This window comes from Microcoleus sp. Z1_B2 (assembly GCF_036700325.1).
Lineage (GTDB): Bacteria > Cyanobacteriota > Cyanobacteriia > Cyanobacteriales > Microcoleaceae > Microcoleus.
In genome coordinates, this window is sequence record NZ_JAUBOQ010000031.1 from 35,082 (window position 1) to 52,674 (window position 17,593).

Annotated in this window: 20 protein-coding genes and 1 pseudogene; 10 read left to right on the plus strand and 11 right to left on the minus strand. The window is 44.4% G+C overall.

The window, feature by feature from the left end:
- Window positions 1–370: 370 nt before the first annotated feature.
- The gene (locus QT984_RS18835; protein ID WP_333055926.1) at window positions 371–2,473 is read right to left on the minus strand and encodes a M3 family metallopeptidase; all 2,103 of its coding nucleotides are present in this window, start codon (window positions 2,471–2,473) and stop codon (window positions 371–373) included.
- Between the two features lie 181 nt (window positions 2,474–2,654).
- The gene (locus QT984_RS18840) at window positions 2,655–3,491 is read right to left on the minus strand and encodes a hypothetical protein (protein ID WP_333055925.1); all 837 of its coding nucleotides are present in this window, start codon (window positions 3,489–3,491) and stop codon (window positions 2,655–2,657) included.
- Between the two features lie 567 nt (window positions 3,492–4,058).
- On the opposite strand from QT984_RS18840, the gene QT984_RS18845 reads away from it, so the two are divergent.
- Window positions 4,059–4,190 carry a hypothetical protein gene (locus QT984_RS18845; protein WP_333055924.1) on the plus strand — a complete coding sequence of 44 codons (132 nt, stop codon included), beginning with the start codon at window positions 4,059–4,061 and terminating at the stop codon, window positions 4,188–4,190.
- 98 nt (window positions 4,191–4,288) lie between these two features.
- Here QT984_RS18845 and QT984_RS18850 read toward each other — a convergent pair whose 3' ends face one another.
- The 3 genes and pseudogenes from QT984_RS18850 to QT984_RS18860 all read right to left on the minus strand — a co-directional run.
- Window positions 4,289–4,723, minus strand: coding sequence for a hypothetical protein (locus QT984_RS18850; RefSeq protein ID WP_333271450.1), 435 nt, complete (start codon window positions 4,721–4,723; stop codon window positions 4,289–4,291).
- Window positions 4,704–5,180, minus strand: coding sequence for a type II toxin-antitoxin system antitoxin SocA domain-containing protein (locus tag QT984_RS18855; protein ID WP_333271446.1), 477 nt, complete (start codon window positions 5,178–5,180; stop codon window positions 4,704–4,706). The genes QT984_RS18850 and QT984_RS18855 overlap by 20 nt, the downstream gene beginning before the upstream one ends.
- A gap of 276 nt (window positions 5,181–5,456) precedes the next feature.
- A pseudogene (locus QT984_RS18860) lies at window positions 5,457–5,603 on the minus strand (ATPase); the annotation flags it as partial.
- A gap of 28 nt (window positions 5,604–5,631) precedes the next feature.
- Here QT984_RS18860 and QT984_RS18865 point away from each other — a divergent pair.
- Both QT984_RS18865 and QT984_RS18870 read left to right on the plus strand, forming a co-directional pair.
- Window positions 5,632–6,045, plus strand: a complete 414-nt coding sequence (locus tag QT984_RS18865; RefSeq protein ID WP_333374639.1) for a hypothetical protein — start codon at window positions 5,632–5,634, stop codon at window positions 6,043–6,045.
- A 26-nt stretch (window positions 6,046–6,071) separates the two neighbouring features.
- Window positions 6,072–6,368 carry a hypothetical protein gene (locus QT984_RS18870; protein ID WP_333374641.1) on the plus strand — a complete coding sequence of 99 codons (297 nt, stop codon included), beginning with the start codon at window positions 6,072–6,074 and terminating at the stop codon, window positions 6,366–6,368.
- 5 nt (window positions 6,369–6,373) lie between these two features.
- Here QT984_RS18870 and QT984_RS18875 read toward each other — a convergent pair whose 3' ends face one another.
- Complete coding sequence (locus QT984_RS18875; RefSeq protein ID WP_333055917.1) at window positions 6,374–7,783, minus strand: ATP-binding protein; 1,410 nt, start codon at window positions 7,781–7,783, stop codon at window positions 6,374–6,376.
- Window positions 7,784–8,060: 277 nt separating this feature from the next.
- Between QT984_RS18875 and QT984_RS18880 the strand changes: the two genes are divergently transcribed.
- The 4 genes from QT984_RS18880 to QT984_RS18895 all read left to right on the plus strand — a co-directional run bounded on the left by QT984_RS18880 (window position 8,061) and on the right by QT984_RS18895 (window position 11,228).
- Window positions 8,061–9,719 (plus strand): HsdM family class I SAM-dependent methyltransferase, encoded by a 1,659-nt coding sequence (locus tag QT984_RS18880; RefSeq protein ID WP_194011528.1) that lies wholly within the window; start codon window positions 8,061–8,063, stop codon window positions 9,717–9,719.
- A complete protein-coding gene (locus tag QT984_RS18885) occupies window positions 9,716–10,402 on the plus strand; it encodes a hypothetical protein (RefSeq protein ID WP_194011529.1) in 687 nt (228 codons plus the stop codon). The genes QT984_RS18880 and QT984_RS18885 overlap by 4 nt, the downstream gene beginning before the upstream one ends.
- A 79-nt stretch (window positions 10,403–10,481) precedes the next feature.
- Window positions 10,482–10,769, plus strand: a complete 288-nt coding sequence (locus QT984_RS18890) for a hypothetical protein (RefSeq protein WP_333374644.1) — start codon at window positions 10,482–10,484, stop codon at window positions 10,767–10,769.
- A 54-nt stretch (window positions 10,770–10,823) separates the two neighbouring features.
- Window positions 10,824–11,228 (plus strand): type II toxin-antitoxin system VapC family toxin, encoded by a 405-nt coding sequence (locus QT984_RS18895; RefSeq protein ID WP_333374663.1) that lies wholly within the window; start codon window positions 10,824–10,826, stop codon window positions 11,226–11,228.
- A 146-nt stretch (window positions 11,229–11,374) separates the two neighbouring features.
- Here the strand turns inward: QT984_RS18895 and QT984_RS18900 are convergent, their stop codons facing one another.
- Entirely contained in the window at window positions 11,375–11,743 is a 369-nt protein-coding gene (locus QT984_RS18900; RefSeq protein ID WP_194011531.1) for a hypothetical protein, read from the minus strand.
- Between the two features lie 42 nt (window positions 11,744–11,785).
- A complete protein-coding gene (locus QT984_RS18905) occupies window positions 11,786–12,169 on the minus strand; it encodes a papain fold toxin domain-containing protein (RefSeq protein WP_333271426.1) in 384 nt (127 codons plus the stop codon).
- Between the two features lie 237 nt (window positions 12,170–12,406).
- Between QT984_RS18905 and QT984_RS18910 the strand changes: the two genes are divergently transcribed.
- From QT984_RS18910 to QT984_RS18920, 3 genes are all read left to right on the plus strand, one after another.
- Window positions 12,407–12,673 (plus strand): prevent-host-death family protein, encoded by a 267-nt coding sequence (locus QT984_RS18910; RefSeq protein WP_194011533.1) that lies wholly within the window; start codon window positions 12,407–12,409, stop codon window positions 12,671–12,673.
- A 122-nt stretch (window positions 12,674–12,795) separates the two neighbouring features.
- A complete protein-coding gene (locus tag QT984_RS18915) occupies window positions 12,796–13,071 on the plus strand; it encodes a BrnT family toxin (RefSeq protein WP_333055915.1) in 276 nt (91 codons plus the stop codon).
- A complete protein-coding gene (locus tag QT984_RS18920) occupies window positions 13,055–13,267 on the plus strand; it encodes a hypothetical protein (protein WP_106147613.1) in 213 nt (70 codons plus the stop codon). The genes QT984_RS18915 and QT984_RS18920 overlap by 17 nt, the downstream gene beginning before the upstream one ends.
- Window positions 13,268–13,504: 237 nt before the next feature.
- Here QT984_RS18920 and QT984_RS18925 read toward each other — a convergent pair whose 3' ends face one another.
- The 3 genes from QT984_RS18925 to QT984_RS18935 form a co-directional block, all read right to left on the minus strand.
- Window positions 13,505–13,798, minus strand: a complete 294-nt coding sequence (locus tag QT984_RS18925) for a TIGR03792 family protein (protein WP_333374646.1) — start codon at window positions 13,796–13,798, stop codon at window positions 13,505–13,507.
- A gap of 26 nt (window positions 13,799–13,824) precedes the next feature.
- Window positions 13,825–16,035, minus strand: a complete 2,211-nt coding sequence (locus tag QT984_RS18930; RefSeq protein WP_333374648.1) for a PAS domain S-box protein — start codon at window positions 16,033–16,035, stop codon at window positions 13,825–13,827.
- Window positions 16,036–16,361: 326 nt separating this feature from the next.
- Complete coding sequence (locus QT984_RS18935; RefSeq protein WP_333055912.1) at window positions 16,362–17,570, minus strand: AAA family ATPase; 1,209 nt, start codon at window positions 17,568–17,570, stop codon at window positions 16,362–16,364.
- Window positions 17,571–17,593 lie beyond the last annotated feature (23 nt).

Genomic DNA, 17,593 nt, shown 5'->3' on the forward strand with positions numbered 1-17,593 from the left:
GTACTTGACTTTAAGGGCAAGATATAAAGGATCATCGTGTCAAGAGTGGTTCTTTTGAACTCATTTGAGATACAGCATATTCCATGTAGATGTGGTACACACAAGAAGAGCGATCGCCTGCTGTTTGGTGCGGATACACCCGTCAATCTGTAAGTTTTATCGACCTTTTAAATAGAACTTGCAGATTGATGGGTGTATCCGCACCTTATTTACTACAAGATAGTGTGTACTACATATACATGGAATATGCTGTATAAACACCCTAAACATACAGCATATGCCCAAATCTTATTCAACAAAAAAACAGGGATTAATGCAAAGAAATTCACCCGCATTAATCCCCAATTATTCCAGATTAGATTAAGCCAGATTAAGCAGCAACTAAACCGCTGTGTCTCAACAAAGCTTTAGTGCTCGGTTCGCGTCCCCGGAAAGTTTTAAACACTTCCATCGGGTGCAAACTGCCGCCCAATCCTAACACTGTATCTCGGAAGCGCTTGCCTGTAGATGCGATCGCACTTTCATCTTCCAAACCCGCTTCCTCAAACGCCGCAAAAGCATCAGCGCTGAGCACTTCAGCCCATTTATAACTGTAATACCCCGCCGCATACCCGCCCGCAAAAATGTGTCCGAAAGCGCACAAAAATGCGTCTTCTTCCAGAGGAGGCAAAACAGTCGTAGTTTTAGCGATACGGTTGCGGACATCGGCCACAGTTTCGTTGCCGCCCGATCGATAGCGGTGATGCAATTCGATGTCAACGCTGCTAAAATGTACTTGCCTGAGCATGACGGTGCCGCTCATGTAGTGGCGCGCTGCTAGCAGTTTTTGGTAGTAGTGTTCCGGCAAAGTTTCCCCGGTTTCGTAATGCTTTGCCATCCCGAACAAAGTCGCGCGATCGTAACACCAATTTTCCATAAATTGACTGGGCAATTCCACTGCATCCCACTCAACATTATTGATTCCCGAAGCCCCCGGATAGTCTACCGTTGTCAGCATATGCTGCAAACCGTGACCGAATTCGTGAAACAAAGTTTCGACTTCCAAGAAAGTCATTAAACTCGGTTTGCCGTCAACCGGAGGACTTTGGTTGCACACCAAATAAGCCACCGGCAACCGCGTAGTTGTTTTTCCCGCTTCGACAAATTTAGCGCGCACCACGCACTCGTCCATCCAAGCACCGCCGCGCTTTTCTTCGGGGCGACTGTAGGGGTCTAAATAGAAATTGGCGATCGTATTTCCTGCTGCATCATCTATTTGGAAATAGCGCACATCTTTGTGCCACACAGGAGTTTGACCGTCCGCCGCAGTTACTGTCACACCGAACAGCCGCTTTACTAATCCAAATAATCCCTCTAATACCTGTGGCAAAGCAAAATAAGGCCGCAATTCTTCGGCACTAAAAGCAAACTTTTCTTCCCGGCGCCGTTCCGACCAAAAACCAATATCCCAGTGCTTCAAATCCCCAGCTTCCGCCGCGCCTTTTTCGGCAGCAAAAGCTTTCAATTCTTCTAAATCTTTGACAGCAGCATCATAACTAGCCTGACGCAATTCTTCTAACAAAGCTTCCACTGCTGCAACATCGGGAGCCATTTTGCTCGCCAAGCTCAATTCGGCATAACTGCTAAACCCTACCAAAGCAGCTTTTTCCTGGCGCAAAGCTAAAATGCGATCGGTCAACGGCCAGTTATTCAATTCTCCGCTACTTGCTCTGCCGATAAAAGCTTTGTACAACTTTTCGCGCAAGTCACTGCGGGTGCTGTGCTGCATGAAAGGGCCGTAACTCGGAAAGTCTAAAGTAATCCGCCAAGGGCCGTTTTCGGCATCCGCATTTTCTTCGCCCGCGCTGCGAGCGGCTTGAGCTGCTAAACTCAACAAACTCGGTGGCAAACCGTCAATTTCGTCTTTGTTTGTGAGGGTGATGCTGAATGCTTTGGTAGCGTCGAGGACGTGATTAGAAAACTGGGTAGTAATTTCGGCCAATTCTAATTGAATGGCATTAAAACGATCTTTTTGCTCGCCTTCTAAACCGACGCCGGAGAGTTGGGCGTCTCGGAGAGCGGCTTCGACAATTCGCTTTTGAGCTGACTCTAAGCTGTCCCAATTTTCGCTTGCCCGCAGCGCTTTAAAAGCTTCATAAAGCGGTTTGCTTTGACTGAGCTTGCTCCAAAATTTTACTACTTCCGGCTGCACTGTTTCGTGAGCCGATCGCAGTTCCGGGCTATTTTTCACGCCCATCAAATGTCCGACAATGCTCCAGCTCCAATTTAAACGCTCTCCGAGTCGCTGCAATGGTTCTACTAAGCCGCTCCAAGTCGGCTCTACAGAGGCTTCTAAGGCAGCTAGCGAGGCTTCTAGTTCGGTCAGCAGTTGGGTGATGGCGGGGACTACGTGTTGTGGTTCGATCGCGTCAAATGGGGGCAATCCTTGACCGATTAGTAACGGGTTATCAGCAATAGTTACGGTTGCAGTCATTGATTTTTCTTGTAACAGGTTGAAAACAGTTGAACTAGACAGATTAGCTTTTAATCTTTTAACACAGTTGTCGAAAAAGTAGGACTCGATCGGGCGTGAGTCGGAGAGTCGGAGAGTGTCGAGCGTGTCCGAGGGCAAAAGTATTCCTTCTGACTGATGACTAATGACTGCTGACTAATGACTACTGACGGTTCTCTGGTGTGTGCTGCAACTCCTTGACAACTGAGATTAAGCGCTTGAGGTGAGGTTTGACAACTTCTTGCTGCTCGTGTTCCAAACGGTGGATTTGAGCTTGGACAATCGACAAATCCGCACTCGATTGGTGTGCGGGAGCTTGCAGTTGGCTTTGCAAATTGGCCATGACTTTCTGGATTTCCAAAAATCTAGTATTTACTACTTCCCAGTCGTCTCTGGTGATAGAAGTTTCTGCCAAGCCTTGCGTCGCACTTTGCAGTTGCTCTATAGCCTGTTCCACAGCTTGGAGATTCGCCCGTTGGCCAACCGATAAATCTTGCAGTTGTTCGCTCACCTGCTGGCGGACATCGAGCACAGCAGACGCCACGATTTCTTGCAAAGAAGCTACCGACTCTCCTAAACTCAGTAACTGCCGCTGAATATCGATCGACTCCTCAACAGCCTCATGCCTAGGTAGTGCAGCCATTTGCTGGCGCAGCGCTGCAATATCTGCAGACAACTGCTTGCGTAATTTAACAATTACCGTCACCGCCGTTTTTTCGACTTTATTGACAGACTTTTGGACTTGGGCCATTTCCGAATTTTGATGCACCCGCACTTGCTGCTCGAACCGATACCGGTTAGCAACATTCAGCGACAAAGCCAAAGTTAGGGGAGCAACCCCGTAAAAAGCTTGACCCGACACTGCCACCGCCAGGGAACCCACACCAGAGGCCGCCAGAGAGGCGTACTCTGCCATCTCCAGCCAGTGCCTTTGAGGAAAACTTGGTCTCAAGTGGTTTGCAACAGAGGGTTTTGGCTTCCGCACGGCTCTTTGGGTCATAGTATTTGCTCGTTGTGGGTAAGGTTGCGAGACTGGGTGGAGCATCGATTTCTATCCTTTTTTCAGTTATATGTTTTAGATTATTTCTTGGCACTCTTCTATTTTTACCTTTGTGAGTAAGTTAAGGATGACTGACATATTATTATGTATTTGGGAGCCTGTGGCGATCGCCCCTAATTTCGGCTGTTAAAAGCTTCGCCCCCACGCGCCCTCTATTTTACAGGAGTTAGCGCGATCGGGTTCGGGCGATCGACTTCGGGCTGCCCAGGCTCACCGAAAAATGCCTAAGACTATTTTAGATTTTAGATTTTAGATTAAAAGTTAAAAAATGCGACCTACTCAGGGCGATCGTCGTTTGGAGCTTGTCGGGAGTTGCCTTTTTGTTCGCGCATTGGTATAATCTACTCTTTCTCAATTGCCCCTCTCCAATTTACTGTAAAAATTGACCAATGAATTCAGAAAAACCCGGAATTGGCGATCGGCTAAAGTCTATTTTCAGTATCGCCATCTTTATCATTCTCGTACTAGGAGTAGGCTTTTTAAGCGTGAATTTTATTTCAGCTCTCTATGCAAAATTTTCTTAAAATTAGTCCTGGACGCATGGTGTCCCAGAAACCGGGTTTTTTGCGAGAATATTTGGTCGCAGCCACAGATTCCCTGAAAAACCCGGTTTCTTTGGCTTTGATGCGTAAGTCCTGAAAATGACTGATGAGTAACGTTCTTTTTTTAGATTTCCAATTTCGCCGAAGTTGTCGGGAATGTGGAATATTGTGTTTTTTTCAAAATTTATCATAATTTCAACTGTAAAGATTGTGGTCTGGGTCTAGCCAGACAATATAAAAAACATTTTCACTAAAAAAGCCATGCACCCTGCCGTATTCATTAGCAGATATTTGAAACTGGTAGGGAACATTTACTAGCTCGTCTTCATTGGGAATGCCAAAGCCATTAGGTTGAGTAGTATTTTTCCAAACTCTGCCATGACAGCGCAGACTTTTACTCTGATTATTGATAATTTCTTGAGCATTCAATTGTGACAAATCGCGCAGCCTTCTCAATAGAGATGCTAGATACTTAGCATCTCTACCGCCAATGGAAAACTTATCTTTATCATCCTGATAATACCGGAAAGAAAAACTAATTCCTTCCGGTATTTTTACATCCAGACGATTGATGCTAGATAAAGATGGCTGGCGGCGTATATCTGCTTTTTTAATTTTCTTCGATGACACGGGTTTTGTAAAATTCTCTCATTAATTCCTTGGTAATAATAGCACGAGAAGGTTCATCTTTTGGCAAATTCCCTCTAGCCTTAATCCAAGGGTCTTCACGGCGCACCATCAATTCTAACTCATAGGCATCGCAAAAGAAATACTCGTCGGATAACTCGTCTAAAAACTCTTGTACTTCTTTGGGAAACTCTGGTTTTTCGACTTCTTTCAGAATTGGCTTCCAGTCAAATTGTTCTTTGTATTCATAAAATAAAGCCGGGATAGTCGGCCCGTGCACCCAAGCTTCAAAATCTTCATCAAAAAGCGGTGTATCCTCAAAGGCTAAATACCATGCTTGGGCGTAGTACAATAGTTTTTGTAGCTTGTGGTTGCTGAGATAGGAGCCTACATCATTCGCGAACCAGAGGTAGTAATCAGCGAGTTTTGAGGCTGTTGTGACTGTAGTTATTGTGGTCATATAACTCGACTCAATAAGTTTTGTATTCTATGATAGCACAGTCACCACTCTTTATGATGGGGCGGTTGAAACCGCTTCTTGTCAAACAAAGTCTGCCTCTGCAGACTAAGAAATAAAGGAGGTGTTTAAGCCGGATTGGGTATAACTGAAATCTTACCCTCTGTCAAAAATTTGTAGGGGCGGGTTCACCAACAATAATTGCCTAAAACGAACAATCTCGTAAACCCGCCCCCACCCACGAAAAAGCCCCTTATTGATATTGGTGCGACATCTCCGTTACAACCCTTTGATATATTGCTTCAGTACAGGTGGCAAAGTGTAAAGACTTTCCTGTTTTTCGCTCGCACAGCGCCGCGATAGAGATTGCAAGGCGTTTAGCAAATCTGATGATGATATTTGTCCGTTTTGTAGCAATTTTGCCATAATGCCCAATAGGTTATGATATATTTGTTTGCAGTTCAGTTTTTCTCAGATAAGGTTAAAGTTGATTTTTGACGAAGGTAGGCAATTAGAGGTTGTGCAGGCAATTGAGCGGGTGAGAGACGGAATTCTCTGGAAACCTGGAAAAGCAATGTCTCATTTACTCAAAAGGATTAATTTAGGCCATTTAGGGCCGGACGCGACCCTTGAAGAATATAATAGACTTATCAGTTTTATTGTTAGGAATGCTGATGCTAAAGTTTATGTGTATGTCTACGGAAAAACGTTTTATCCGACAGTTACCAGCAGTGTAAATAACACAATATGGCTGGTAATGATGGGCTTGGATGGAGTTTTAGAAACGGCTTTTCCTCCAAAGGAACCGGAAAGCTACCTGGCTAATTCAATGTTTATTTATGTAGGTTTAGTTAAGGATTTGTTATGAATACTTTGGTAAAAAACTATTGTGTAATGGTTGAATTTCCTGATGTGAGTGGGGCTGAACATTTAGAAATGTTGCAACTTAGAGATGAGTTGGCAAAAGTTGAATCTCAACTGAGTGAGGAAGAGAAAGGTGTATTAGCAAATGCAGATCGACGGTTAGTTGAACAAGCAAGGGAGTTTTATGAGGAGTTGTCGAGATTTGTGGATTTAATGCAGAAGCGCAAATTTGAGGAGATTACACCTCAGCGTTGGTGGTGGTATTTGGATGTTTTGGCATTGTTGCCGAATTTGAGGAAACAAGAGTTGACAAGCGGTGTTGTTTGAAATGTTTATTCACTGTCGATGTTTGTTAAGTGCGATCGTCTAGTTTTGATATACTGCTTTAGTACAGGTGGCAAAGTGTAAAGACTTTCCTGTTTTTCGATCAAGCAGCGCCGTGATAGAGATTGCAAGGCGTTTAGCAAATCGGATGATGATCTTTGTGCATTTTGTAGCAATGTGGCGACGTTGACTGGCTGGTTTTCTGTCGCCAACAATGACATGACTTGTTTTTCGAGTTCGGAAGTGCGATCGTACTGCTGTTGTAAAACATCTTTCAAATCTTCGGGTAACAATATGGTATCATCTATTAATACCTCAGTCGCGCCGATTCCCAACTCTTGAATCAAAGTCGCCACGCTTTTTAACCAGAAGGGGTTGCCTTGGTAGCGGTGAATGAGTGCTTCGCAGTTATCGATTTCTACTAATCCTTTATCTCTGAGAATTTCTCCTGCGGCTGCGGTGTCTAAGCCAGTGAGTTGTAAGGTACGAATGGGAGTATTTTCGCTGGTGAGTTGAGGAACTTCTTTCGGCGGTTCCCAACCGACTAGCAGAAAGCAACTTTGATGGGATAATTTTTCTATTTGTTTGAATAGGGAGCGATATTCTTCGTATTTTGGTTTATATTTTCCTGCCAATTCGCCACTACAGAAAAGGTTGTGAATGTCATCTAAGACTATTAAACAGCGATGGTTTTGTAAATATTTAATCAGCGGTAAGGGTTTCTGGTTTGTTGCGGATGAATCAGGGTTTTCTGACTGGGAAAAAAGCTGTGTTAGGTTGGATTGCAATTTATCTATGGTGGGGAATTCGTCTAGTGTGTACCAAACTGCGTACTCAAACTCGTTTTTGATTTGTTGTACGAGTTGTACTGCTAGGGATGTTTTGCCGATGCCGCTGATACCGGTGAGGGTGATGAGGCGGCAGTTTTGTTGTAGAATCCAGGTTGTGAGGGTTTGGAGTTCGTGGGTGCGATCGTAGAAATTACCCAACTCCGGCATCTCGCTTAAATCTTGATGTAAAGTTTTGGTTGGTTTTGCGTTAGCTGTTTCCTGATTTGGTGGGTGTGAGTTTGGTATATCTGGCGGGTGTCTACCTTCTCCACAAAAACTAATATTCCTAATTTGCACAGAGTCTTGTGCAACATTTGATGAGAATAAGGAGAATTGCAATCTCTCTATTGCCGATCGGAAATTCTTTTTATTAACATCTTCTCCCAACTCTTCTGAAAGTATCGGCCATAACTTTGAGCCAACATCCCTCACATAACTTTCGTTACAGTGAATATCATCGGCAATTTTGGTGTATTTTTCACCTTGCATGGTACCTCGCAGAATTGCCTCTTGTAAGTTATCGAGGTGCTGACCGGTTTTGGCAAACACCATCTCGTCAGCCATTTTTAACACTTCCTTAAGATTCATGCAGTATGGTGGATGTTGTGATTTTCCGTATTATACCTAACATTTTCCAACATTTTCTGGCATTTACAAACATTTTTTACATAAGGCGAGTTGGAGTAGCCAACAAAATTGCCAACAAAATCCAGCATTTTTGGCTAGACAAAGCTTTGATTGCCAAGGAAAATAGGAGAAGTATTAAAGCGTAAATTGAGATATTTAACGCTTGCAGTTTTATACCTTGTAACAGTGTGTTAGAGCGCAGTTGCGTTCTCATTAATAGTTAGCTTGTTAACAGTGCATGGCTCCAAAACAAAATCGAAGATCGGAAAATCGTTGTCGTTATTATGTTCGGCGTGAAGCTGAACGTCGTGGTTGGGATCTGCGTCACGTTAGTAGCGGAGGAGATGTTTTAGAGGAGCAAGAAATTGAGGCTTATTTCCATAATATTGGTCTTCAAGGCGAACGCCCGGACTTTCTTTTCTGTTTGGTAAGTGATCCCACGATTATTGTCGAGGCAAAAAACGAAGCAGGTAAACTAAAACAAGCACAAAAGGAAGCAGAGGATTACGCTGAAAAAATCAATGCAACAGGTAAATACAGTATCAAAGTAGCGGTTGGTGCTGCGGGAGAAGAAGATAAAGGGTTTGAGATCAGTGTTTCTTTTTTGACTCATCAGGGATGGATTTCTCTCACTTCACATGGCTTCGCCCTAACTACTTTTCCAACCAAAGCAGAAATTGAAATTGCGCTGAAAACCGATAATGGCTCAACAAAAGTTAGTGTACCATCACAAGCTGAGTTTGTTGATGCCGCAATTGAAACAAGTCGTATTCTACGCACTGCGAAAATAGAAGCTCCACTTCGTCCTAAAGTGATTGGTGCTTTAGTTTTGGCTATGTACCAGGGACAAATTGATACAACTCCTACTAATGCGTTATCCTCAGTTAATACACTAGCTGAAAGTGCTATTAATGGCGCCCACAAATTACCAGATAAAAATAAACAACGACTCAAAGATGCTCTTCGTTTATCCGGGGCAGATTTTAATCGCCTTTCTCCTTATATTGGTCGAGTAGTCAATACACTAAAACGCCTCAATGTTCGCTCAGTCATACAAACGGATGCTGATTTTTTGGGAATGTTCTATGAAGCATTTTTGCGTTATGGCTATGATAACAATGCCCTGGGAATTGTTTTCACACCACGACATATTACGCGGATGTGTGCCGAATTAGTTGGAGTTAGTGTACGAGATCGGATTATTGATATTGCTGCGGGTACAGGCGGTTTTCTCGTTGCTGCATTTGATGCCATGATGCAACAAGCTCGTAGTGCTGCTGAAATTGAGAAGGTCAAAGATTCAATTATTGGTTTTGATACTAATCCGACTGTTTGGGCGCTTTCGATGCTCAATATGTTCTTTCGAGGAGATGGTAAAAGTCATATTTATAACGAAAGCTGCTTTGACGAAAATATATTCTCGATTGTAAATCGTAGATGCACTAGAGCGTTTCTAAACCCGCCGTTTTCCCAAGACGAGGAGCCGGAGTATCTATTTGTTGACCGAGCAATGGATGCACTAGAACCAGGTGGATTATTGACTGTAGTTGTATATGCTGGAATTTTCGCCGATATGGATCACAACGCATGGCGACAACGTTTTCTACTCAAACATAAACTCCTCGCCATGATTAGCCTTCCTGAAGACTTATTTTACCCGACTGCTGCACCAACCTCGATCATGGTTGCTGAAGCTCATGTACCTCTTGCCTCAACTGACAAAATATTCATGGCGCGAATTTGGAATGATGGATATGAAAAGCTTAAGGGTAAGCGTGTGGAACGAGCAGGCAATCAGATTGATGAGATTGTCAACCAATTTCATGTTTTTATGAAAGGTCAAACGGTGATTTCTGAATTAGTCACAGTCGTAGAAGGATGTGACATTCTCCCATGAGCAATATCGAGTGGAGTCCACAACAATGGCTACCTCAACCTAAACTCTCAGAACGCGAATTTGAACGTTTACGAAGTGAAGCTATGCGCGGCATCTTTGAAGCGGTGACTTTGATGCCAGACTTGGCTGATGTTGTTCTTGAAGATTTTGGGGTTGCAGATGAAGAGGATGACGGTAATGAATTACCTTATGGAACTCATGGAACACTTTCCAAATACTTCGACATTAAGAATGGACGCTCGATAGGTGAAAAAAATTACATTGAAGGCGCGATTCCCTATATAAGTAGTGGTGACTCGACCAACAGCATTATCAGCTTGATTGATCCTGTTCCAGAGGAGGTGTTTGAGCAAGGCGGCATCACGATTACTGCTTTTGGCAAAGCAGCGTTACAGCCCTGGTCATTTATGGCAAGGGGCAACGGTGGCAGTTCAGTTCGGGTTTTGTTGCCCAAGTACAAGATGAGCCTCAACGATTTGCTCTGGTTTGTGGTGCAGATTAACAGGCAAAGATGGCGTTTTTTCTATGCTCGGATGGCAATTAAGGGGCGTATCGCCAATCTAGAAGTCAGTGCTCCTCCCAAAGCTTTAGTAGACACTGGAAAAACCTTGTTTGAGCGAGTTAGAGTCTTTCGTGAACAGCTTGAAGACCTTGTACACCTCAAGACCAAGCTTCCAGTTTAGATCAACGTGGAAGTGCGATCGCCCGATAGCGCATCAAGACCGATCGCCCTTTCTTGTTTCTGATGACCGATCGCCTAAAATGAAAGAGCGATCGCCCATAAGTCAAGAACCCCCGCACACCATTATGACCATCAAAGAACAACTCCTCCAAGCAATCGAAGCTTTGCCCAGCACAAGGCTTGCTGAAGCCCTCACCTTCGTGACATCTCTCTCCACCAAACCTTCGATTGCATCTGCTAAATCCTTCCTCGCTCACCTCAAGACAATCGGCACTTGGTCAGGCGACGACTTCCAAGAATGTCTAGAAGCCGTCCACAACTCACGCGGCGAAACCGAATTTGACTACAGCCCCAATCCCTTTGAATAATGTTTCTTCAAGGGCACCAACCATTGTAGCTATGCCCTACTAGGCAACACTCAAATACTCGATCGCCTTGCCAACCTTGGGGATGAGTCGATCGCCACCTGCACCATCGTCAAGGGTGAACTGATTGACATGGCGGCGCGATCGCAACAACGAGAGGTAAATCTTGCCCTAGTTCAACGCTTCCTGCTTGGGCTATACATCTACCCCATCGACGAAACCACCGCCGAAATTTACGGCAATCTTAAAGCGGCAGTTTTCGATCGCTACGCCCCAAAAGACAAAGCCCAACGCCGTAGAACCAACATGACTCAATTGGGCATCGGCGAAAATGACCTGTGGATTGCCGCCGTTGCAATCCAGCATCAACTCACCCTAGTGACGGCCGATCGAGACTTCCAACGGATTCAAGCAGTTCAGCCATTTGAGTTGGAATCCTGGATCTTAACATCGCCAGAGTAAGGAGGAAGGATCTCGCCCCATCAAAACAAACAGCGATCGCCCTTTCTTGTTTCTGATGACCGATCGCCTAAAATGAAAGAGCGATCGCCCTTCACACCAAATACCAAACAGTAGGATGATTCTACGGAGTGCGATCGCCCTTTCTATCAACTCCTGAAAACTTGCACTTTTTCCTCCATATCCAATCCCCCTTCGTCTAAAATGTCAGCAGAAGACTTCCGAGCGATAAACTCATCTAACAGCTCAAAAAACCGATCGAGTGCTTTGCTTTCATCCTCTGAATAAAACAGAATGACGTTAGCCCAAGATTGGCTAGTCTGCAGGTTGAATCTTTTTCGTATCCATTCAGGAAACTGCATAAAATCGCTATCTTGTTTCGTTGGCTGTTCTCCTAACTCATATTTAGCAACGCTGTAACCCGATAAAAAAGCCTGAAGACAAATAATTGAATGTCGTCCCAAGTACATTGAAGGAGCTTTCTTAATTTTCTCAATTAGCGTATATAAATCGTGCATTTTTCACCTCATTTTTTTGAAAATAACTGTAAGTTTTGCTGCTCAAAATTCCTCTTCTATAATCTTAAAACTTCCCATACCCAGTTCCAGAGTAGGAGATGTTAAATTTTGCAGCCATTCCTGCCGAGTCACACCACTACAATCTATATTATCAAAAACAATTTCCTGTTCGTCGATGGTAATTGATATCCCTTGATGGTAGCCATTAGTAGCAATTTGCTGCTGTCGTCGTAAATCATAAATCACTGACCAAGGTAGGTCTTGCCTTTCTAAATCCAGTTTAATCTGCTTACCATGTAGGTTTCTGACCGTCAAGAACTCTTTGATAGCCTGACTACATTCAACACACTGAAAAACCCCATAGCGACTGGCAATTTTAGCGATATCTTCTCGAATTTCATCTAAACTACTCCGATCTAAACTCAAAGTGTAAAGTTTACCTCCTATATTTATGTACAAGTATATCTCAAAATCATTGCCCGCAGAGCGATCGGCAGATTGCGTAGCGTGCGATCGCGCTCTTTCAAGGCTTGTCCAAGGGAGCCAGATCGCCCTTCACACCAAATACCCAACACTGCGATGATTCTACCAAGATCGATCGCCCATCAAAACTCATAGCGATCGCCGTTACAATCAAAGTATCAATCCTCGTGAGATGCCGCGATGACCATCAAAGAACTCCTCATCCAAGAAATAGATAGCACCCCTGACGAACTGCTTGCGGATCTTCTCAGTTTGGTACGATCGCTAAAATCCACTCCAAACCCCCAACTTAATACCTACGAACAACTGCTAGAACGAATCGACTACCTCGAAGCTATCATCGGCATTCGCAAAGGACTCGAAAGCTTCGATCGAGGTGAAGGAATCCCAGTCGAGAAAGCCATGACAGCGCTACAGCAGCAGTTCAACATTCCTCAGAGTCTATGAGTTCCTAGAAGTCAGTCACATTGACATTTTTGATTTTCGCCATTTTGCCCTAAATAGTAAAATACAGAAGTAAGCTAGGCAATTGCCAACCTCCCTCTTCTGCTTGAGAGTACAATAGATCTATGAAGTTTCAGTGGGACTCAAACAAAGCGATTAGTAATGCCAAAAAGCATGGTGTGTCTTTTGAAGAAGCTGTCACTGTCTTCGGAGATCCACTGGCTATTACAATTTCTGACCCTAACCACTCTGTAGGTGAGTTCCGTCTTTTAACGATCGGTCAATCAAATTTACAGCGCCTTTTTGTTGTGTCCCATACAGAACGACAAGGTGAAGTGCGTTTAATCAGCGCCCGTTTAGCCACCCGACAAGAGAGAAAAAGCTATGAGTCAGGAACCTGAAGTAACAATTAATGACGAGATGAGACCTGAATACGATTTTTCAGGTGGTGTCCGTGGCAAATACTATGAAGCCTATATGAAATCAAGTAATGTTGTGATTCTCGATCCAGACGTAGCAGAAATATTTCGAGACTCAGCTTCTGTCAATGAAGCGTTGCGATTGCTGGCAAAAATTGCCAAGTCTGTCACTGTTTAGGTAGCGCATAGAGCACAACAAATCAGATCCGAAAGTTTCCAGGTTATCTGTGGTTGCATAGGTGGAAAGCAAGGGGTGGTGCGATCGCCCCTCACACCAAATACCAAACACTGCGATGATTCTACCGAGATCGATCGCCCCTCCCACCAAATACCAAATCGATGTCTGCGGTGCAATCAAGGTAAAACTCATGATTAATCTTTCAAAAATTAACACGAGCAACTGACTGCTGACTAACTAATGCAAAAACTTGCGAACTTGATATTCGCGACTTTCGGCGATCGCAATTTGCAAATCGCCCATTTGGGCATCCAACTCCTCGATTGTGCTTTGTGGCACCGACTTCCACTTCTCCCTAGTTTCCCAGCGAATCAACATCACCACCTCATTTTCCACCGCATCCACCCAAACTTCTTTGCCCAAAAAACCGTCCCAACTTTTTAGTCCCGCCGTCCAAACTTCCTGATCTCGCTGAATAAACTGCTCCCACTTTTCTTGAGGTACTTTAAATTTGAGCCACTCAATTACCATCTTATTTCCTATTTGTCAATAGCTAATTAATTGTTGCCGATCGCAATTTTAATTATCAACTCCGTTCCCTCTCCCGGACGCGAAACACAGTGCAACTTACCGCCGTGCTTTTCTACTACTAAATGCTGGGAGATTGCTAGACCCAAACCAGTGCTCGTGTCTGAACATTTAGTGGTAAACAAAGGGTCAAAGATGCAGTCGAGGACTTCTTCAGTCATGCCAGGGCCGTTGTCACTAATGGCGATCGTAACTTCGTTTTCCCCTACCACGGAAGTCCGAATCCGAATTTCGGGATTGAATATTTCAGATTTCGACTTGGCTGAAGCTAAGTAAGACTGATTTTGAATTTTACCATACTTTTCGGCATTTCTCCCCCCTTCTTCCAAAGCGTCGATCGCATTTGTCAACAAGTGCATGAACACTTGGTTTAAGTGTCCCGCATAGCAGTGAACTCGTGGCAAATCTCCGTACTCTTTAACTAGAGAAATTCCTGGCCGTCCCCCTTTAGCTTGCAGGCGATTTTGCAAAATCAGCACAGTGCTATCCAAACCTTCGTGGATATCAGCCGGCTTCATTTGGGCTTCGTCGGTACGCGAGAACAAGCGGAGCGATCGCACGACATCGCGAATCCTTTCCGAACCGACTTTCATGGAATTTAGCAGTTTTGGCAAGTCTTTTTTGATGAAGTCTAAGTCTAATTCTTCTATCAAATCTTGAATTTCCCGCACGGGATGGGGATAATACTTTTGGTAAAGCTCGATCGTTCGCAGCAGTTCTTGAATGTAGCCAGTGGCGTGGCTGACATTGCCAGAAATAAAACTAACTGGATTGTTAATTTCGTGGGCTATTCCTGCTACCAACTGCCCCAGAGATGACATCTTTTCTGTTTGAATCAGTTGAGTTTGAGTTTGCTGCAAAATTAACAGCGTCTGCTCTAATTTTGCCGCTTGTTGTCGCAGGCGTTCTTCGGATTCTTGCAAAGCTAAAAGAGACTGTTTGCTGTCTGTAATATCCAATCCCACAAATACCGCCGCCGTATTATTATGGTATTTTTGAGCCACTATTAGATAAGTTTTATTTTCTCCTCTGATGCTCGCTGTTACTTCTTGAGATGTTTTCTTTTTATGGTTTGCAAAGAAATCGTATACTAAATCGTTAAATTTGGGACTTGTCTCTAAAAAACCTACTTTTTGACCGAAAAATAGTTCGGCTGGCATTTTGTAAGCGCTAGCTAAATGTCGGTTTACTCCCAAATAACGCAAATCGGAACTTACCCAAGAAACTAATCCCGGCACCGCGTCCAAAACTGCTTGAAGTTGCTCTTTTGCCTCTACGAGCGCTGATTCTGCTGCGAGGCGGGCGGAAATGTCGCGGGCGATCGCGCAGCGGTATTCGCAGCCGCCGTATACTAAATAATTGACTTTAACTTCGACGGAAAAACTGGCGCCGTCTTTGGTTTTGTAACTGGTTTCAAAAGTGAGGTTGTTTTGTTGCTTGAGAAGAGCCCAGTGTTCTCGCCAATCCGATGCTGGCAACCGCGAATCGATGTCGCTAACCCTCATGTTTAGCAGTTCCGATTCCGAGTAGCCAAAAAGATGGCAAGCGGCTTTGTTCGCGTAGCAAATTTGACCGTCGGAGGTACTAAAAAAGATTGTATCAGCAGCATTTTCGAGGGCAATTTGAGTTAGTTGCGGTATTGTTTCTAACTGCTTACTTTTGACCTCGGACTGAAATTTATTATAGCAATTGGTTTGAGCGGAAGCCTCACCTACCTTAGATGCAAACAAAATCAAACCGCCGATCGCACCTTCGTTATTTTTCCAAGGTTGAAATACCCATCTTACCGGCTCGCTAACACAGCCGCTTGCGATTTTTCCTGATACAGATGCGATCGATCGCCCTGCCACAAACTCGCTGTATTCCAAAACTCCCGTCAAACAAGCCTGGGCATTTTGCTCCCAATATTCCGGGAGATTCGGGAACAGTTCCCAATGAGATCGGCCGATCGCCTCGCCGTCGCCCAACCCGCAATCTGTTTCCCAGCGACGAGAAACCGACAGATAGCGCATTTCACAATCTACCATTGCCACGGCCTCGGCGGAGCGCTCCACAAACCGCCGAAATCTGTCTTTACTCTCCGACACGGTTGCCTCTGCGGGTTGTTGGGCGATCGGGAAAGTCCCGTCAACGTACCTTCCCAGTCCCTGAATTTTTTGCTGAACTGGCTTAGTTTGCACGGTTTGGGATTTCCTCCATAGCTGTCAAGTTTGAAAAATTCTGTTTGAGACCAAAAATGCTGTTTTTCCCTGATTTGCTCTCTCGGACGATACCCTTAGAGGGTATCACCCATCATTGATATCATTTTTGATGGGGATATGTCTATAGGCATTAGTGTCAATTTAAGAGCAAATCTAGTGCCCGCCTGCTGTTTGACGATTAGGCATAGATCGCGTCGGCGCCGCCGGAATAGTCGGAGGGGACTGGAGTGCTCTGTTTTGTCCCCCGACTATGAGATCGTGTAGCCAGTGCGATCGCCAGATAGCTTGATAATCCAAGATAGCGCTCAAACAAATTTGTGCGTAAATTCACTGGTAAAATCCACTCTCCCTTTCCGTAACATTGCAGGATCTAATCTTTCCGTCGTGTTACAAGTCATCAAAACTACGAGTTTTTGCTGAAATTGAATGCCGTTTTCGTCGATAACGCTTTGATACAAAGTGCCATCCAGCAAACTCAAAATATGTTCGGTTTTGTTAGTGCGTTGTGCTTCTGCAGTCGATCGATCTTGAGCCAAATTATCAGCCTCATTGATAATAATACAAATCCGCTCCAAATAACTCGGTGGCACAAAATTTTCCACAGCATCGTGGTCTAAGATAAAAATCACATAACCCAGCGGCACTAAAATTTCCTTGGCTACCGCTTGCGTCCAAGCAGTTTTGCCTGTTCCCGGTTCGCCACTAACCAAAACAGCCAACTGATTTTGATCCAAAATTGCCTGCTGAACTGTATCAGTAAAACTTTGAACCTCCGCAGAAAACGTGCGAATTGGGAACTGGCTGTGAACCTGTCCGACGCGGCTTTTGTACCCGCCCAGAATCACCGCTAAATTATAAGTTGCCTTGCTAACTAGCGGCGCCATATCTTGGCAAATCAGAGTGTAACAGCGTCTTCCCCTGTCGTAGCTGTCAATTTGCAGCCAGCAGCCGAATCGATCCCAAGAAGCATAAACAGTACCCAAAACTTCCAAGCGTTCCCAGCTAACAAACCGCTCCGGGGGATAAGAAAAATGTCTCTCCATAAAAGACTGGGTAATTGCATCCGGTTTCCCTAGCAAATCCAGAACTTTGAAAACAGTAATTTCTTGGAGTTTGTTGAGAACGTAGTCGATGGGAATGCTAGCGCGGCTGACCAATTGCACCACAGGCGTTTCGGTAACTAAAACATCTTTGTAGCGGTAATCCGGGTAAACTGGCTGCGGAGTAATGTAATCCCAAAATTCATCCATTTCGTAGCGAGTATTTTCCGAAAATACATTTAAAATATTGGCCCACCAAGTATATTGGTGTCTTCCCATTGCGTCGGCAATATCGCTAGCTGCACCTAAAGTTTTTTGAGCTAGTTCTTGGGGGTCGCTAGACGCTAAATGTACCAGGTGTTGCCAATCAAATTGACGGTAAAAAGGTCGCCAACCAGAGCCTAGCAGACCTCTATTTTGAGAATTGTTTTGATGAAAATTGTTTTCGCGATCGCCCATATATTCCGCACTCATTTTGCCAAAGTCCTACTTACTCT

What these genes read in the sequence shown, in the direction of transcription:
- QT984_RS18835 (WP_333055926.1), bottom strand. Translation starts at nt 2,473, where the DNA reads ATGACTGCAACCGTAACTATTGCTGATAACCCGTTACTAATCGGTCAA.
- QT984_RS18840 (WP_333055925.1), bottom strand. Translation starts at nt 3,491, where the DNA reads ATGACCCAAAGAGCCGTGCGGAAGCCAAAACCCTCTGTTGCAAACCAC.
- QT984_RS18845 (WP_333055924.1), top strand. Translation starts at nt 4,059, where the DNA reads ATGCAAAATTTTCTTAAAATTAGTCCTGGACGCATGGTGTCCCAGAAA.
- QT984_RS18855 (WP_333271446.1), bottom strand. Translation starts at nt 5,180, where the DNA reads ATGACCACAATAACTACAGTCACAACAGCCTCAAAACTCGCTGATTAC.
- QT984_RS18870 (WP_333374641.1), top strand. Translation starts at nt 6,072, where the DNA reads ATGGTTGAATTTCCTGATGTGAGTGGGGCTGAACATTTAGAAATGTTG.
- QT984_RS18875 (WP_333055917.1), bottom strand. Translation starts at nt 7,783, where the DNA reads ATGAATCTTAAGGAAGTGTTAAAAATGGCTGACGAGATGGTGTTTGCC.
- QT984_RS18880 (WP_194011528.1), top strand. Translation starts at nt 8,061, where the DNA reads ATGGCTCCAAAACAAAATCGAAGATCGGAAAATCGTTGTCGTTATTAT.
- QT984_RS18885 (WP_194011529.1), top strand. Translation starts at nt 9,716, where the DNA reads ATGAGCAATATCGAGTGGAGTCCACAACAATGGCTACCTCAACCTAAA.
- QT984_RS18890 (WP_333374644.1), top strand. Translation starts at nt 10,482, where the DNA reads ATGAAAGAGCGATCGCCCATAAGTCAAGAACCCCCGCACACCATTATG.
- QT984_RS18900 (WP_194011531.1), bottom strand. Translation starts at nt 11,743, where the DNA reads ATGCACGATTTATATACGCTAATTGAGAAAATTAAGAAAGCTCCTTCA.
- QT984_RS18910 (WP_194011533.1), top strand. Translation starts at nt 12,407, where the DNA reads ATGACCATCAAAGAACTCCTCATCCAAGAAATAGATAGCACCCCTGAC.
- QT984_RS18915 (WP_333055915.1), top strand. Translation starts at nt 12,796, where the DNA reads ATGAAGTTTCAGTGGGACTCAAACAAAGCGATTAGTAATGCCAAAAAG.
- QT984_RS18920 (WP_106147613.1), top strand. Translation starts at nt 13,055, where the DNA reads ATGAGTCAGGAACCTGAAGTAACAATTAATGACGAGATGAGACCTGAA.
- QT984_RS18925 (WP_333374646.1), bottom strand. Translation starts at nt 13,798, where the DNA reads ATGGTAATTGAGTGGCTCAAATTTAAAGTACCTCAAGAAAAGTGGGAG.
- QT984_RS18935 (WP_333055912.1), bottom strand. Translation starts at nt 17,570, where the DNA reads ATGAGTGCGGAATATATGGGCGATCGCGAAAACAATTTTCATCAAAAC.